A 14,648-nucleotide genomic window follows, 5' to 3' on the forward strand; every position below is an offset into this window, starting at 1 on the left:
CCTTAAAACTTACCTGACTTGATGCGCTGTAAAATACCTATGGCTTTATCGCTATAATTAGGATCGGTCGCATAGCCAGCGGTGTGCAATTGACGCAGGTATTGTTCAGAATTTTGTCCCTGTTTAAGTGCATCGGCATAACGGGGAGAATCTTTAATAAAAGCGACATAATCATTAAAGCTTTGTTCAAAATTTTGATAAGTTCTGAAATGGGCTTGGGTTTGCTTGGCAACCCCCTGTTCAAACTCAAGGGTATTAACCTGCTGGCGCCGCCCTGCCCAACGTTGATCGGCTTTAATGTTGAACAAGTTAAAACTGCTGCCTTGGGAAGTTTGAATGACTTTTTGCCCCCAGCCCGTTTCTAATGCCGCCTGCGCTAATAGTACTTCTGCCTCTACCCCTAAAGCCTTACTGGCTTTTTGTGCCAAGGGCTTAAGTTTATTAACAAATTGTTGAGGGTTGGCAAGTTCAGTTTGTTCGACATTTAGCGCCGTTTTGCTAACATTGGTTGACTTAATTGGCCCCCTTAACGCCGTTGCAGGCATTAAGTTATGTTTTTCCGGGGAAAGCTGCTGCACAATGAGATCCGCCAGCCCTAGAGCCCCCTGTGCTGATAGCTCTAACGACAATTGGGAATCATGCATCTGCTCATAAAATTCAGTAGTACGACTCGATAGGGGGCTATCTTCACTTTTAAAGGCGCTGTTAGCCTGACGCATAGACTTCAATAGCATTGAAGTAAAAATACCTTCAAACTGTTCTGCAACCTGTTGCAAGCTGCCTTGTTCATCCTTTTGTGCTGACGCTCTGAGCTTATCTAAGCCAGCGATATCAAAAGCACCCGCAACTTGATTATCCAGTTTCATCCCTAAACCTTAAATAATAATGAGCTCACCATGTAATGCACCGGCTTGCTTTAACGCTTCTAAAATAGCCATCACATCGCTTGGAGCGGCCCCCACTTTGTTTACCGCCTGAACAAGTTGATCAAGAGTCGTGCCAGGATCAAAAACAAACATGCGGCTGGGTACTTGATTCGCATCAATAACACTATTCGTGGTTACCACAGTGTTACCACCACTAAAAGGGCTCGGTTGCGACACTCTTTGGTTTTCAGAAATGGTGACCGTTAAGCCACCATGGGTCACTGCTGCGGGTAGCAGTTTTACTTGGGCGCCTACCACTATAGTACCGGTTCTTGAGTTGACGATAACCCTGGCGGCTTGACGCCCAGGCTCTACTTCCAATTCATGCAATGCCGCTAAAAAACTCACCCTTTGGTTTGGGTCCCTTGGGGCTCGTACAATAATTGATGTTGCATCTTGGGCTTTAGCCATGCCTGGACCTAAAAATTGATTAATGGCGGCGGCGGTTCTTTGGGCGGTGGCGAAGTCACTCAGTTTTAGATTTAATGTTAAGCTATCACCATGATTAAAGGGGGTCTCCACAATACGCTCGATCATGGCACCACTTGGGATACGGCCAACGGTAGGTGTATTTTGAATGACAGAGGAACCATCAAGCCCTTCAGCACTAAAGCCGCTAACAATCAGTGAGCCCTGGGCAACAGCATATGTCTGGCCATCGACGCCCTTTAAAAAGGTCTGTAACAACGAACCACCGCGCAAACTTTTTGCTTCACCGATTGACGATACCGTTACATCGACTGTTTGCCCCGGTTTTATAAAGGCTGGCATGGTCGCATGAACGGCAACAACGGCAATATTTTTCACCTTGGGGCGAACATTTGCCGGTAGGTTAATATCGAAGTTTTTCAGCATGGTTCGAAAAGTCTGTTCCGTGTAGCGCGTTTTTTCACCAGTGCCCGGTAAACCAACGACTAGACCATAACCGACTAATTGGTTAGAGCGCACCCCTTCAACATCAACAATATCTTTAATTCTAGCGGCGTTACTGCAACTGCTAAATAGAGCAAATAATAAAATTAATAAACGCATCATAAACACCTAAATTGGCCACCAGCTTAAGAAGAAGCGACTTAACCAGCCTGGTTGTTGAGAGTCAGCAAAGGCACCTGTACCGCTGTATTGAATACGGGCATCGGCAACTCGAGTTGACACTATAGTGTTATCCGTTTCAATATCTTGAGGACGGATCAAGCCACTTAGGCGGATAAACTCTTCGCCGTTATTGATGGTAATCCACTTTTCACCACGAACCACGAGATTGCCATTGGATAGTACTTGCACCACCGAAGCTGTGATACTTCCTGATAGGCTATTAGATTGATCGGCACCCGCTTGCCTAGAAGTGTCATAGTTATCACCATAGCCAATTTCGGTACTTCGACCAGCAATGGTTATCGGTGTTCCGCCAACCGTTAACGCCCCTATGCCAACATCATTTTCTGTTGAAATATCATTATTGGCACGCTTTTTAGCCTGAGTTTGTTCGGTTAACACGATAGTAATTATGTCACCAAGTTTATGCGCCTTTAGGTCAGAATAAAGCTCATTCGCATGAGCCTTCTGGAAAATAGAACCTGTCGGAACCATTTTCTGTGGTTTTGGATCAGGGTAGACAGGAGCAAACCTTGGATCGTTTGCAATCGGCGTATTATATTGACTTGAACAGGCCGTTAATCCTAAAAACAATATACTAAGCAATAAACGCATCAAAGAGACCTATAGAGTTTGATTCACATAAGAAAGCATCTGATCAACCGATGAAATGACTTTCGAATTCATCTCATACACTCGCTGCGCTTCAATCAAATTAACCAGCTCTTCGGTCACATTGACGTTTGAAGTTTCCAAAGCCCCTTGGCGGATCGCTCCCATCCCATCAAGTGAAGCGATCCCTTGGATAGGCGCGCCACTTGCGCCTGTTTCAGCAAATAGGTTTTGCCCCATGGGTTCCAGACCCGATGGATTAACAAAATCAACTAAAGTAAATTGACCAACAATTTGATTTTCAGCTTGGCCAGGCAACTTTACCGACACTTCGCCTTCAGCCGATACTGAAATGGTCTGGGTATTTTCTGGAATAGTGATCCCAGGTTGAATAATGTAACCAGAACCTGGAGTAACAATTTGCCCCTCAGAATCTAACGAGAACTGGCCGTTACGGGTATAAGAAATGGAACCATCTGGCATTTCCACTTCAAAAAAGCCTGCACCATCAATCATCACGTCCAATGAATTATTAGTTGTTAGCATATTGCCTTGGCTAAACATTTTCTGGGTGGCCACCACTTTAGTACCCGCGCCTAAAGCTAAACCATTAGGCAATTCGGAGTTTTGGGCACTGATCCCACCCGCTTGATTCACGGTTTGATATAAAAGGTCTTCAAATACCGCACGACTCTTTTTAAATCCAACTGTCGAAGCATTCGCGACATTGTTTGAAACGACGGCAATATTAGTTTGCTGGGCATCAAGGCCGGTTTTACTTATCCATAAAGCTGGGTGCATCTGCTTCTCCTTAGCCTAATCTCATTAGTTTTTCTGCGCTCGAATCATTTTCTTCAGCGATCTTCATCATTTGAATTTGCATTTCGAATTGACGTTGTAAATCAATCAATGACACCATTTCACTCACCGCATTAACATTACTGCCTTCGATGGCACCACTGACCATTTTGACGTTAATTTGATGGCCAGCATTTGCACCACTTTTCAAACGGAACAAACCATCCTCAAGTTTCATTAACTGATCAAATTGTGGATTGACGGTTTTAAGTCGGCCTATCTGTTCTAGGGCGTTTGCTGGTGCACCACGGGGACGGACACTGACAATACCATCTTGTGAAATTTCTACTTTTTGAATTGGTAGAGGCACAAATATTGGCGCATCATCATCACCTAGCACTGCTTGTCCTTTACCATTAAGTAGCATGCCATTCTGATCAAATCTAAAAGCACCATTACGGCTATAAGCTTGGTTGCCGTTGGCATCGTTAACCGCAAAAAAGCCATTGCCATCTATGGCAACATCTAGCGCTCTGCCCGTGGTTTTAATGGCTCCTGGGGCAAAATTAGCCGATGGGTTTTCAGCCATGGCAAACACACGGCTGGGATGACCACTACCATAGGCCGGCATTGAACGGGCTTGGGTGATCTCTGCTTTAAAAGCGTCCGTTGAGGCATTGGCTAGGTTGTTAGCACGCACACTTAACTGTTGCATACTGTTTTTAGCGCCACTCATTGCAATGTATAAAAACTCATCCATGTGTGCTTTCCAAACTTATGTTTTTTATTGTTATTTTAAAAGCAAAAACAATGCCAAAGTTTTATATTGGGGCTAAAGAGTGCACGCTCGCGACGCCTTGCTAACGTAAATGCTAAAGCAAAACCCAGCGCTATTGGTGAGCGCAGAAAAGGTGGGATAAATTAAAGCCCAGCAATTATCATTGATGGGCTTTGCTACTTTTACAAATTAACGAATTTGCAAAATCGTCTGTTGTAAGGTTGAATTCACCTCTAGGGTACGTGAATTGGCCTGGAAGTTACGTTGTGCAGTGATCAGATCCGTAAGCTCAGTGGTCAAATCCACATTGGATTGCTCTAATGAAGCGGAATTAACACTACCAAAAGTACCGAAATTCGCTTCACCTGCTAACGCTTCACCCGAAGCAAGGCTCTGTTTCCAAGAGGTATTACCGATTTGAGTTAAGCCTTGATCGTTGTTGAATCGCGCTAAAGCAACTCGACCTAGTGGCTTTTGAGTACCATTGGAATAAGAGGCACTCACTAGCCCATCGGCGCCCACTTCAACATTGGTTAAACGCCCTACTGTTTGGCCGTCTTGTCTAAGTTCAGTAACCTCGAAAACAGACGCAAACTGAGTTGGATTGCCCATATTAATCGTTAGATTTTGGGTGCCATCGGTTCCTGCAGACAATACTCCCGCCCCCGTCCCCGTTAAACCTAAGGTTTGAGTTTCGATGGTTGCTGGTACCGAGGTTAAAAAGTTACCTGCTGAATCAAACTTCATCACAGAACCCGTCCAGCCACCTGCCGTTTGAACTGGCACCCCAAACACATCGGGAGTTCCATCGGCATCAATATCTTGATCATAGGTACCAGCTAAAGCAGTATCCGTTGCCGTATCCCAAACATTCACCTGCTGACCATCAACCGCATAAAACGATGCCCAATTATTTTCAGTCGTGCTTGAACCGCCAGCAATTTTTACAAAATAAGTGGTTAATATATGTGGGTTACCAACAGAGTCATAAATCGTCACTGAAGTTGAATTATTAAAAGTTGTGGCATCGGTTGGATCGAATAAAGCTGGATCCATGTCAAGTTCGCCTGCATTTAAATTCATACTTAAAGTGACATTCTCTGTGAATTTAGGGTTACCTGCAGTATCAGGGATCCTAATAGGTTGAGTGGTACTCAAACTGACACTGGTAGAGTTACCGTCGGCATCAACCGGAAAAGCTTGTAAAAAGTTATCCTGAGAATCAACAATATAGTTATCACTGTTAAGCTTAAAAGCCCCTGAGCGAGTGTAAGAAAAGTCCATGCTATTGCCATTAGTGTTACCACCAGACATCACAAAATAACCATTACCATTAATGGCCATATCAAGTGCGTTATTGGTTCTTAATAACGAGCCTTGATGAAATTGCTGGGCCACTTGACTGGTCGATACACCACCACCAACATTGGTTTTACTGTTAGTAAAAACAGAACTGGCATAAACATCAGTAAACTCAGCTCGTGATCCCTTAAAACCATAAGTGTTAACGTTAGCAATATTATTTGCCGTTGAATCTAAATCTTTTTGACTTGCTGCAATGCCGCTTAGGGCAATATTAAATGACATAATTATTTATCCTTAAATTATTAAGCTTCTGTCACCGCTAGGACATCACTAAGTAAAATTCCACCTAAACCATTGAGGTTTAATACTGCTCCTGAGGCACCATTACCCAGAGAAACCGAATTTACATGGGCATAGGTTGAAACGGCCAACTCCTGACTTTCTCCTGCTAAGGTTGCTTCTGCTTTAAAGGTATACACCCCTTCAGCTGTCGGATTACCATTGGCATCTGTGCCATCCCATTGAAAATCAAGGTTGCCGCTTTGCCCCCCTGGCAAGTCAACATAGGCAACAAGTTGCCCCTGTGCATCCTCGACTCGAACCTTATTGACGGTGGCGCCCTCAGGAACCGTAACGACACCACCCATTGACTTGCCTGCGGCTAAATAGCTGCTACCTGATGGAATCAACACTTGTTTGCCAACCAAGGACGAAGCTTGCAGCGCTTGCGATGACGTCATGGTGGCATTGAGGTTACCAATTTCACTGTTTAAGCTATTAATGCCATCTACCGATGCAAACGAGGCCATTTGCGAAATCATTTGATCATTATCGACAGGTTTAAAGGGATCCTGCATCGATAACTGTTGTGACAATAATGCAAAAAAGTCTTCTTGCTTTAATGATTGATCTTTAGAGCTATCACTAATTTGGTTTGATGGCTCTTGCCAGTAAAGACTACTATCTAAAGGGTTAATTGTACTCATCTAGCTTGCCTTACTTTCCTAGTTTAAGGGTTTGTAGCAACATATTTTTAGCCGTATCAGCAAGTTGCACATTCATTGAATAAGAACGCGAAGCTGAAATCATGTTTGCCATTTCTTCAACAACATTGACATTAGATTTCCAGATATAACCTTCATTATCCGCTAACGGGTGTCCTGGTTTATATTCTCTAATTGCTGGACGATCACTCTCAACAATCCCTAACACTTCCACTTTGGAACCAGGCTGTTGGTGATTACGGTTCAAAGCTTGATTGAGTTCCACACCAAAAATTGGCTGACGCGCCTTATAAGCTTCTGCTGCAGAGCTTGCTACCGTGTCGGCGTTTGCAATGTTAGAAGCGGTGGTGTTTAAGCGAATGTTCTGTGCATTTGAGCCAGAGCCTGAAATGCCAAAAATGTTATATAAACTCATTATCAACTCCCTTTAATAGCTTTTCTTAAACCGGAGAATTTGCCATTGAGAAAAGTAAATGAAGACTGGTACTCAACGGCATTTTTATAAAACGCATTACGTTCTTGTTCCATATCAACCGAGTTACCATCACCGGTATCCATATGGGTAGGTATACGGTACTTTAGTTGCCCCTGAACATGACCACCAAATTCAAAATGATTCTCATGGGTATTATTCATATGGACTTTACCCTTAAGCTTAGCGGCGCTGGCTAGCTCTTTAGCAAAATCAATATCCTTTGCCTTGTACTTAGGAGTATCAGCATTAGTAATATTGGTTGCTAATACCTCCGCACGTTCAGCCCGTAAGCCCAAAGCATGTTGATGTATTCCTAATGCATTTTTGAAATTAATGGCCATAAGTTCCTCTCTTTACTCGATTTATCGAAGCAAAGGACGTGCCAATTATTCAAAACAAGCTAACGGATGGCGGGTGGCGAGAAATTGGAAGTCGCAAGCAGCCCCTTTTAAGAGCTGCTCTGGTGGGGCATGGCCCAGTTGGTGAGTTCGCGGCCGAGTGGCCTTGTTAAGGGGTTATCCACCCTTTTTTCTATAGTAAATACCGATAGGTGATTTAATCATTTCGAATTCAGGCATAATACTGCCAATCGCTTCAGCAGCGCCTAGGATAAGTATACCCCCAGGTTGCAGCGCCTGAGCCATTTGTTTAATTACCCTCTGTTTATCCGCTGAATCAAAATATATCAGCACATTACGACAAAAAATAATATCGAATTTACCTAGTAGCCAATAACTATCGAGTAAATTCTGTTGCCTAAATTCAATGTTTTTTGCATATTCTGGCTTGATCTTATCCGCGCCAGATACTGTATCAAAATACAATTTACGTCTTTGGGCTGACATGCCCCTAGACATCGCCAAGGCATCATATTGCCCCCTAGCGGCAAACTCTAACATGGTGTGGGAAATATCAGTGGCCATGATTTGAGCGTCAAGGCGATAGGCAAAACTTTGCCTCTTGTACTCGTCCAAAGTGATTGCAATTGAATAAGGTTCCTGCCCTGAAGAACAAGCAGCAGACCATATTCTTATGGTTTTACCCTCTTTATTTAACTTAGGTAAAAGTTCACGCTTTAATAATTCAAATGGATATTCATCTCTAAACCATAAGGTTTCATTCGTGGTCATCGCATCTAGAGTAGCTTTACATAAACTGCTATTCGATTCCGATATCACTGCTGAAATTAGATGGTTAAGATCTTTTAGGCCATAAAAGTCAACTAAAGTCTTTAAACGACTGTTTAATAAGTATTGCTTATTATCACTAAGATCGATGCCTGTTTTTAGTTTTAAATATTGGCAAAACTCACGATAGCGAGGTAAATCGATCTGGGTACTGCTTTGCAACATTAATTTTCCTGTAAAACTTCAGTAACGGCATTCGCTAAAGTATCGGGATCAAACTTTGCGATAAAATTATCTGCACCAACCTGTCCAACCAATGCATGGTTAAACACCCCTGATAATGAAGTATGCAAGATCACTTTTAAATGCTTAAGAGACTCATGCTGTTTTATCTTAGAGGTTAAGGTATATCCATCCATTTCAGGCATTTCAATATCTGAAATGACCAGAGGAAGGGTACTCGATAAGTTCTCGTTCTGCTCAGCCAATAACTGTAACTTTTGCCAAGCTTGCTGACCATTGTTAGCAAGAATTATTTCAAAATCGAATCCACTTAAGGCACGACAAACTTGTTTTCGTGCGACAGAAGAATCATCAACCACCATCACATGGGAAAAATCGAGAGCACCCTGTTGATTTATTTTGTCTTGAACATCAGCGCTTAACTGATTTTCAATAGCCATCAATCGTGACAGTATTTGTTCAACATCGATGATCTCCACTAATTTATCTTCATGTTGTGTCACAGCAGTAAGATAATTTGCTTGCCCCATTCCTTCCGGTGGTGCCGTAACCTGATCCCAATTTAAATTAATGATCCGTTCAACGTTAGAGACTAAAAATCCCTGCACCGAACCATTATATTCAGATATGATCACAAAGGCGTTATCGACATCTTTAATAGGACGACCTTTAGTTGCCAGACTTAAATCGATCACAGAGATACTTTGGCCGCGAACATGGGCCACACCAATAACACACTCTTTAGTCCTAGGCATTTTTACCAATTTAGGAGTGCGCAATACTTCTCGTACTTTAAAAACGTTAATACCGTAAAGCTGACGTCCCCCCAAATTAAATAACAGTAATTCCAAACGGTTTTGGCCTACCAACTGAGTACGACTGTTTACTGAGTCTATTAATTGCGACATTTATTATTCCCTCTGATTGCAACATTTACCCGCCATAGGCATACTGTTAAATAAAAACCTATCAAGTCTATGCGTTATTTTTATCTCATTTTATTAACTTTAGCTAACCAGCTCAGTGCTCAGCCTTTATCAAACATGGAGCAGGCAGCATACGATCTGATTTTAGCTAAACTACCTGACAACCCGGCCAATTTCAATTCTATCAAGGTCTTACCTTTTATAGGCCAAGCTCCTAGCACCTGCCAGGGGCAACTTATTGCCACCTTAAATAACGACCGGCCAATTACAAAACATAATACCGTAAAAGTTTCCTGCATCAATAACAATGAAACAACATGGCAACGTTATATCAACGTTCGAGTTGAGCCATACACTCATGTGGTAATCAATAGCCGTCCGCTTGATATTGGTGATCAACTTGAACAATCTCATTTGCTGGTAAAAAAAATGCCCTTGGCAAAGTTACGCGGGGGCTATTATCAAGATGCAAATACGCTTATTGGTGTTAAGATGAAACGTCGCTTAACACATAACAGTGTCATTACTACCAACGACACTTGTTTTGTTTGTCAGAACGATCAAGTGATCATTCAAGCGACAGGTTCCGCCCTCAGCTTGAGAACTAGCGGTAGCGCTATTGAAGATGGCAATGTTGGTGACATAATTAAAGTCAAAAATATGCATAGCGGCCGTATTATTGAAGCAAAAGTTACCCAAGTAGGATTGGTTCAAGTTTTTCTTTAAAAATAAATTAAAGAAAGCGATGGTTAAGCCGATAAACTCAGTAACACCTATTGTTGGAAATAAATTATGACAATAAACATTAGTCAACTTGGCCATCAAGCCAATATTAATACACTTAAAAAGCAAGCTAATTCAAGTGAAAGCGCTGAAGTGGCTCAAGTAAAGGCTAACTCTGTTGAGCTCACAGAAGAAGGCAAGCAAATGCACTCATTAGAGAGTAAAATTGCCAATAGTAGTGGTATTGATCAAGCTAAAGTAGATCAAATTAAACAAGCCATTGCCGAGGGACAGTACAAAATTGATACCCAAAAACTTGCTTCAAACATGCTGAAACTTGAGCAAGAGCTATAGGAAGTTTACCCCAATGGCAACAGCCTTTGAATTTGTTACCGATCAGCTATCTTCAATTGATAAGCTGATCGTACTTTTGCAACAAGAAACCCAGGCCCTTCAAGACCAAGATGCCAACCGCATTAGTGAGCTGGCAAAGTCTAAGCTAGATATTTTAGTGTTACTGAACCAAGCCGACCAACAATTGCAAAACCATCCTCAATTGAACCAACAAAAGCAGAACCCGGCATTCCAAGCGGTGGTCGCTCAAGTTCAACAAAAAATGGATCAAGTTAAGCGCATCAACCTTAATAACAAGAAAATCATTGATTTAAACATGGCGGCCTTAAAAAGGCTCAATCATGCTCTGCAATCGAGCAGAAATGCCAACTCAATGACCTATAACGATAAAGGACAAACTCATACCAGTCCGTTTTTGGGTGATGATATTACCGCTTAGACTCGCGATTTCCCAGGGCTTGCAAGCGGATCGGCAAGCAGCCCCTAGTACACTGAAATTCTCTGATACCCCATGAAAAAGCGCTAACCAATACTTAAATTGTTAGCGCTTTTTTAGTAAGAAATACCTTAAAAATAAACCACGTCTCGAACTTGACGATCTGGGTGTTTATTCTGGTACAAATACCAAACCTTTTCAAAGTCCAGACTTAACTCAGTAATATAGTTATCACCAAGGCGGTAAGCTTTATCAATTTCAGCACCGCTAACTACCCCATTTACTTGGGCAGTAAAAGAATCTGACTGCAAAATTTTATCGCTCACTTTGCTGCTTGAACTGATTGATTGACCATAAATTTGTTCAGCCAACTCACGATATGCCTCCAACTTAGAGGCTTTAATCGCGGCTAATACTTTTTGCTGCTCAGTAGTACCCATTTGAGAATCAATGGATGCATAACCAACGGCAGTTAATTTAGGAAACTGTTCAGGGGTTACTCTTTGCCACTGAACATATCTATCATTACTACTCGAACAGCCACCAATAATAAGAAAACTGGTTAACAGTAAAATCCATTTATTCATTGTTTTCTCCATAAAATTGTAATTCAGCACTGTTACTTGCCGATCTTTCTAGAACGCCGTTATTAAGTGATACCCTGCGGGACTGATGAATATAATTTGCCAGTTCATCCACGGTATATAAGCCGCTACTGCTAGCAAGCACACGTTTTGACTGAGAGTCCAACAAACGTAAATCTAAGTGCAGAGCATCTTGGCTGCGGCTCATTGTGGTGACCAACACTTGGGCTTGCGGTACATTAGCAGAAAGCAACTGCCAATCACGACTCAGCCAACGTTCACCATTCACGCCTATCTGAATTTGCTCTGCCGCATTAATATCAATGACATCAAACCCTTGAGCGAACATCTCAGACAACAATCCCTGTTGCAACATCAACCCAAAGTGGTTGCTGCTGTTTAAGTCCTGGCTGCTTACGGGGGTAGTGACTATCACAGGTGCAAAGCAGTCTTTAGAGCGGCAGCTCAATTTTAAATTTTGAACCAGTTCCTTAGCGAACTCTGTAGATAATTGTTGTGGCTGTTGCTTTTTAACTTCTAAGGGTTTGGCTATCTCAACCAGAGGCTGCTTGGGTACCGTGTGAGAACAAGCGCCAATAAGACAAATTGGCAAAATAGCGAGTAATCTTAATTTCATAATTCATCCCTAAACATGCAATAGTTATATATCGACACTTGCTTAAGATTCTTTAATAGAATTTAGGGCATGATTATTGCTTCTTGATTCATCTAAGCCAAGTTCTAAAGATTAGGTAATAACATGATGTCAAAAAAAGTCATCGCAGGTCTATTTTCCCTGTTTTCAATGGCCACATTAGCTAATGAATACACGTTAGCATCAAGTGCCGTTATTAAGCATAGTGATGTCAACAAAGCTAGGCAGGTAGCGATTAACTCTGCAATCCAGCGTGCACATTTACAAGGGTTAATTGATCAACAAAGTCATTTGCAGCAAATAGAAATCATCTCTGAACAAATTGTTGATAATCGAATCGAAATTCAACTATTGGTGATCAGCAATGGCAACCGTGAACAGTGCCAAGGCCCCAAATTAAAATCTAACATCATGGTGACACAGGCACACATAAGAGACAGACAGCAGTTAAATCAGGGTCGTATCTATGATTTTGGCTCAAACTTCAGTCAGCAAGTGGTAACGCAATTGAACAATAACAGTGAGTTTTCTTTTGTAGCCAGCCCTAATTTTGTCAATATGCTAGTGCCTAAATTTGGCTTATTTGAATCTGAGCAAGTTAACAGCGCCAACAGCCAGTATATTTTAATCCCTGAAATTATTGATTTAAGCTCTGAACCCAGTCGCTCCACTTTCGGTGGTCTATTTGAAACCTCTCCTGATAAATATTTACATTGGCGCGCGAATTTATATCACGCGATATCTGGTGAATTGATCTGGCAGCAAGAATATAAAGAACAACAACAGTGGGATTTCAAGCGCGGTACAATATTAACCAATAATAGCGCACTATTATGGCAGTCCGATTATGGTCAGCTTGCCATTGAACAAATCCAGCAAGCCGTATTACAGATCGATCGTCAATTAAATTGCCGCGCCGTTTTAGGGCAAATTATTGCTATCAATAATAATGAAATCCATATCAATTTAGGCAGACAACATGGACTAAAAAACGGTGAGTACATTAAATTAGCTTACAAAAAAGATATCGACAGTCGGCAATTTAATGTCAGCCCCAAAATGCAGCTAACGTCATCCACAGCACAGCTGAAACAAGTGTCTCAAATTCAGAGTATTGCCGTTATCAATGAGGATCACCTACTCAATAATTTTGCTATTGGCGATATTGTTCACTTGTAACGACTAAAATTGCTCAGCGAATAAGCAAACAGTTATTTAAGGGGTTTCTTTTTAAGGGTAACTGTTTTTATACTGGGTATACAAATTGCCTCCCCATAGCTCAACAGGATAGAGCACCCGCCTCCTAAGCGGATGATCGAGGTTCGAGTCCTCGTGGGGAGGCCATAACTCTCAGCTACCCCAGATATATCAAGCTTTTCACCAATTCAACTTATTCTGTGCCCACTATGTGCCCACGCCTGTAAAAAAGGCTGTTCCTGTTTTATCCGCGCTCCATTATTTACTTCAGCTTTTCACACAAGAAAACATGAGTTTTATTCAAGTTAAGTCATAGAAATGTTAACAACCAACTTTTGAATAAAAAACAACCAAATAAAAAATGGAGTAATTTACGATCTTAATCGAAGATTGGCAATAGACAACTTTGAGAGTTTCCTTAACGAGTTGCTTGTTAGGATGATATTTATACAGAAAATAACTGCAAATTGATTCATAAAACCAGAGACAATTCTAGTTAATTTTTGTTAGCTCTTAAGACTTACATTAACCTGAATTAATCCAGTTGCAGCACCCAAAATTACCATATAAAGTTATAAATATCTTCAACAACTAAGGAGTAACACCTTGAACCCACAGCTTATTTCACCTAAGGAAGCCGCAAAAAAGCTGAATTTAGAAGTCCAAACCCTCGCGGCTTGGCGAACTTCGGGTAGATATAATCTACCATTTATCAAAATCGGAGGCCGTATCCAATACGATCTCAATGACATCAACAATTTCATTAATGATCGTCGCTACCTAAGTACCAGTGCCGCTTACGATTTTGAATAAGCATTTTAAAATGCACTATTAACAAAATGGAGTTTGTTAATATGAAAGCCCACTTTTAAATCATAAGTTGAAGTGGGCTTTTTATAATTCCCGCCTATTGGCTCTAGTTACTAAGAAGAACACAACTAACGGTAACTATCATGAGTACACATATCCAGTTTTACAAGAAATACACTCGCCAATCTAGATCCCCTTGGGATGATTCGGCTAGGGTGGTAATGATGTTTGATCCTGAAACGAAGGCTGGTATTTACTTACATATCGGGGATTCGGGGTTCAACGGCTTTGCTATCAGCGAAAAATTACAGCAACAACTACCAGAAAATTTTCAAAAGCAATATTTAGAAGCAAAATACGCACACATTGTTCTAGCAAGCTTTTGTGAAGAGATTGAAGCCTATTGTCGTAACCATGTTGTTATCACAGAGTTCCAATCCATTTTTCTGAGTAACCAAAACACTTTTTTCAGCGACTATGCAAAAGCTGCTTGGCAACAATCATTAAATTTGTTGTAGTGCACCACACGCGAGCCGAATGGCTCGCTTTTTATGGCAGATTTTTGGCCAAAACCGTTTTATGATTTTAAGGTAACGTCTA

Annotated in this window: 19 protein-coding genes and 1 tRNA gene; 7 read left to right on the forward strand and 13 right to left on the reverse strand. The window is 41.5% G+C overall.

Annotation, left to right across the window (positions count from 1 at the left end; all coding sequences use genetic code 11):
• Nucleotides 1–2 precede the first annotated feature (2 nt).
• The 11 genes from flgJ to GFB48_RS12030 all read right to left on the reverse strand — a co-directional run bounded on the left by flgJ (nt 3) and on the right by GFB48_RS12030 (nt 9,271).
• A complete protein-coding gene (gene flgJ / locus GFB48_RS11980) occupies nt 3–866 on the reverse strand; it encodes a flagellar assembly peptidoglycan hydrolase FlgJ (RefSeq protein ID WP_163935869.1) in 864 nt (287 codons plus the stop codon).
• A 9-nt stretch (nt 867–875) separates the two neighbouring features.
• The gene (locus GFB48_RS11985; protein WP_163935873.1) at nt 876–1,961 is read right to left on the reverse strand and encodes a flagellar basal body P-ring protein FlgI; all 1,086 of its coding nucleotides are present in this window, start codon (nt 1,959–1,961) and stop codon (nt 876–878) included.
• A gap of 6 nt (nt 1,962–1,967) precedes the next feature.
• Nucleotides 1,968–2,639, reverse strand: a complete 672-nt coding sequence (gene flgH, locus GFB48_RS11990; RefSeq protein WP_163935876.1) for a flagellar basal body L-ring protein FlgH — start codon at nt 2,637–2,639, stop codon at nt 1,968–1,970.
• A 6-nt stretch (nt 2,640–2,645) separates the two neighbouring features.
• Nucleotides 2,646–3,434, reverse strand: coding sequence for a flagellar basal-body rod protein FlgG (gene flgG / locus GFB48_RS11995; RefSeq protein WP_163935879.1), 789 nt, complete (start codon nt 3,432–3,434; stop codon nt 2,646–2,648).
• A 10-nt stretch (nt 3,435–3,444) separates the two neighbouring features.
• A complete protein-coding gene (gene flgF / locus GFB48_RS12000; protein ID WP_163935882.1) occupies nt 3,445–4,191 on the reverse strand; it encodes a flagellar basal-body rod protein FlgF in 747 nt (248 codons plus the stop codon).
• 207 nt (nt 4,192–4,398) lie between these two features.
• Nucleotides 4,399–5,796, reverse strand: a complete 1,398-nt coding sequence (gene flgE / locus GFB48_RS12005) for a flagellar hook protein FlgE (RefSeq protein ID WP_163935885.1) — start codon at nt 5,794–5,796, stop codon at nt 4,399–4,401.
• Between the two features lie 20 nt (nt 5,797–5,816).
• Complete coding sequence (locus GFB48_RS12010; protein ID WP_163935888.1) at nt 5,817–6,500, reverse strand: flagellar hook assembly protein FlgD; 684 nt, start codon at nt 6,498–6,500, stop codon at nt 5,817–5,819.
• A 10-nt stretch (nt 6,501–6,510) separates the two neighbouring features.
• The gene (flgC, locus tag GFB48_RS12015) at nt 6,511–6,933 is read right to left on the reverse strand and encodes a flagellar basal body rod protein FlgC (RefSeq protein ID WP_163935891.1); all 423 of its coding nucleotides are present in this window, start codon (nt 6,931–6,933) and stop codon (nt 6,511–6,513) included.
• A gap of 2 nt (nt 6,934–6,935) precedes the next feature.
• Complete coding sequence (flgB, locus tag GFB48_RS12020) at nt 6,936–7,334, reverse strand: flagellar basal body rod protein FlgB (protein WP_163935893.1); 399 nt, start codon at nt 7,332–7,334, stop codon at nt 6,936–6,938.
• Nucleotides 7,335–7,508: 174 nt separating this feature from the next.
• A complete protein-coding gene (locus tag GFB48_RS12025; protein ID WP_163935896.1) occupies nt 7,509–8,345 on the reverse strand; it encodes a protein-glutamate O-methyltransferase CheR in 837 nt (278 codons plus the stop codon).
• The gene (locus GFB48_RS12030) at nt 8,345–9,271 is read right to left on the reverse strand and encodes a chemotaxis protein CheV (RefSeq protein ID WP_163935898.1); all 927 of its coding nucleotides are present in this window, start codon (nt 9,269–9,271) and stop codon (nt 8,345–8,347) included. Before GFB48_RS12030 ends, GFB48_RS12025 begins: the two co-directional genes overlap by 1 nt.
• A 69-nt stretch (nt 9,272–9,340) precedes the next feature.
• Here GFB48_RS12030 and flgA point away from each other — a divergent pair, with 69 nt between their 5' ends.
• The 3 genes from flgA (at nt 9,341) to flgN (ending at nt 10,805) form a co-directional block, all read left to right on the forward strand.
• Nucleotides 9,341–10,015, forward strand: a complete 675-nt coding sequence (flgA, locus tag GFB48_RS12035) for a flagellar basal body P-ring formation chaperone FlgA (protein ID WP_163935901.1) — start codon at nt 9,341–9,343, stop codon at nt 10,013–10,015.
• A gap of 66 nt (nt 10,016–10,081) precedes the next feature.
• A complete protein-coding gene (gene flgM / locus GFB48_RS12040) occupies nt 10,082–10,366 on the forward strand; it encodes a flagellar biosynthesis anti-sigma factor FlgM (RefSeq protein ID WP_163935904.1) in 285 nt (94 codons plus the stop codon).
• A gap of 13 nt (nt 10,367–10,379) precedes the next feature.
• A complete protein-coding gene (gene flgN / locus GFB48_RS12045) occupies nt 10,380–10,805 on the forward strand; it encodes a flagellar protein FlgN (RefSeq protein ID WP_163935907.1) in 426 nt (141 codons plus the stop codon).
• A 128-nt stretch (nt 10,806–10,933) separates the two neighbouring features.
• Here the strand turns inward: flgN and GFB48_RS12050 are convergent, their stop codons facing one another.
• Nucleotides 10,934–11,389: an LPP20 family lipoprotein gene (locus GFB48_RS12050; protein WP_163935909.1), complete on the reverse strand. Its 456-nt coding sequence runs from the start codon at nt 11,387–11,389 to the stop codon at nt 10,934–10,936.
• Nucleotides 11,382–12,023, reverse strand: coding sequence for a FlgO family outer membrane protein (locus GFB48_RS12055; RefSeq protein WP_163935911.1), 642 nt, complete (start codon nt 12,021–12,023; stop codon nt 11,382–11,384). Before GFB48_RS12055 ends, GFB48_RS12050 begins: the two co-directional genes overlap by 8 nt.
• 123 nt (nt 12,024–12,146) lie before the next feature.
• On the opposite strand from GFB48_RS12055, the gene GFB48_RS12060 reads away from it, so the two are divergent.
• From GFB48_RS12060 to GFB48_RS12075, 4 genes are all read left to right on the forward strand, one after another.
• Entirely contained in the window at nt 12,147–13,220 is a 1,074-nt protein-coding gene (locus GFB48_RS12060; RefSeq protein WP_163935914.1) for a flagella assembly protein FlgT middle domain-containing protein, read from the forward strand.
• Between the two features lie 89 nt (nt 13,221–13,309).
• Nucleotides 13,310–13,385: transfer RNA gene (locus tag GFB48_RS12065), tRNA-Arg, on the forward strand.
• 459 nt (nt 13,386–13,844) lie between these two features.
• Nucleotides 13,845–14,051 (forward strand): helix-turn-helix domain-containing protein, encoded by a 207-nt coding sequence (locus GFB48_RS12070; RefSeq protein ID WP_163935917.1) that lies wholly within the window; start codon nt 13,845–13,847, stop codon nt 14,049–14,051.
• A 140-nt stretch (nt 14,052–14,191) separates the two neighbouring features.
• Nucleotides 14,192–14,566 carry a hypothetical protein gene (locus GFB48_RS12075; RefSeq protein ID WP_163935920.1) on the forward strand — a complete coding sequence of 125 codons (375 nt, stop codon included), beginning with the start codon at nt 14,192–14,194 and terminating at the stop codon, nt 14,564–14,566.
• Nucleotides 14,567–14,648 lie beyond the last annotated feature (82 nt).

Origin of the sequence: Paraferrimonas sp. SM1919 (assembly GCF_010993985.1) — a bacterium.
In the GTDB taxonomy this organism is placed as follows: domain Bacteria; phylum Pseudomonadota; class Gammaproteobacteria; order Enterobacterales; family Shewanellaceae; genus SM1919.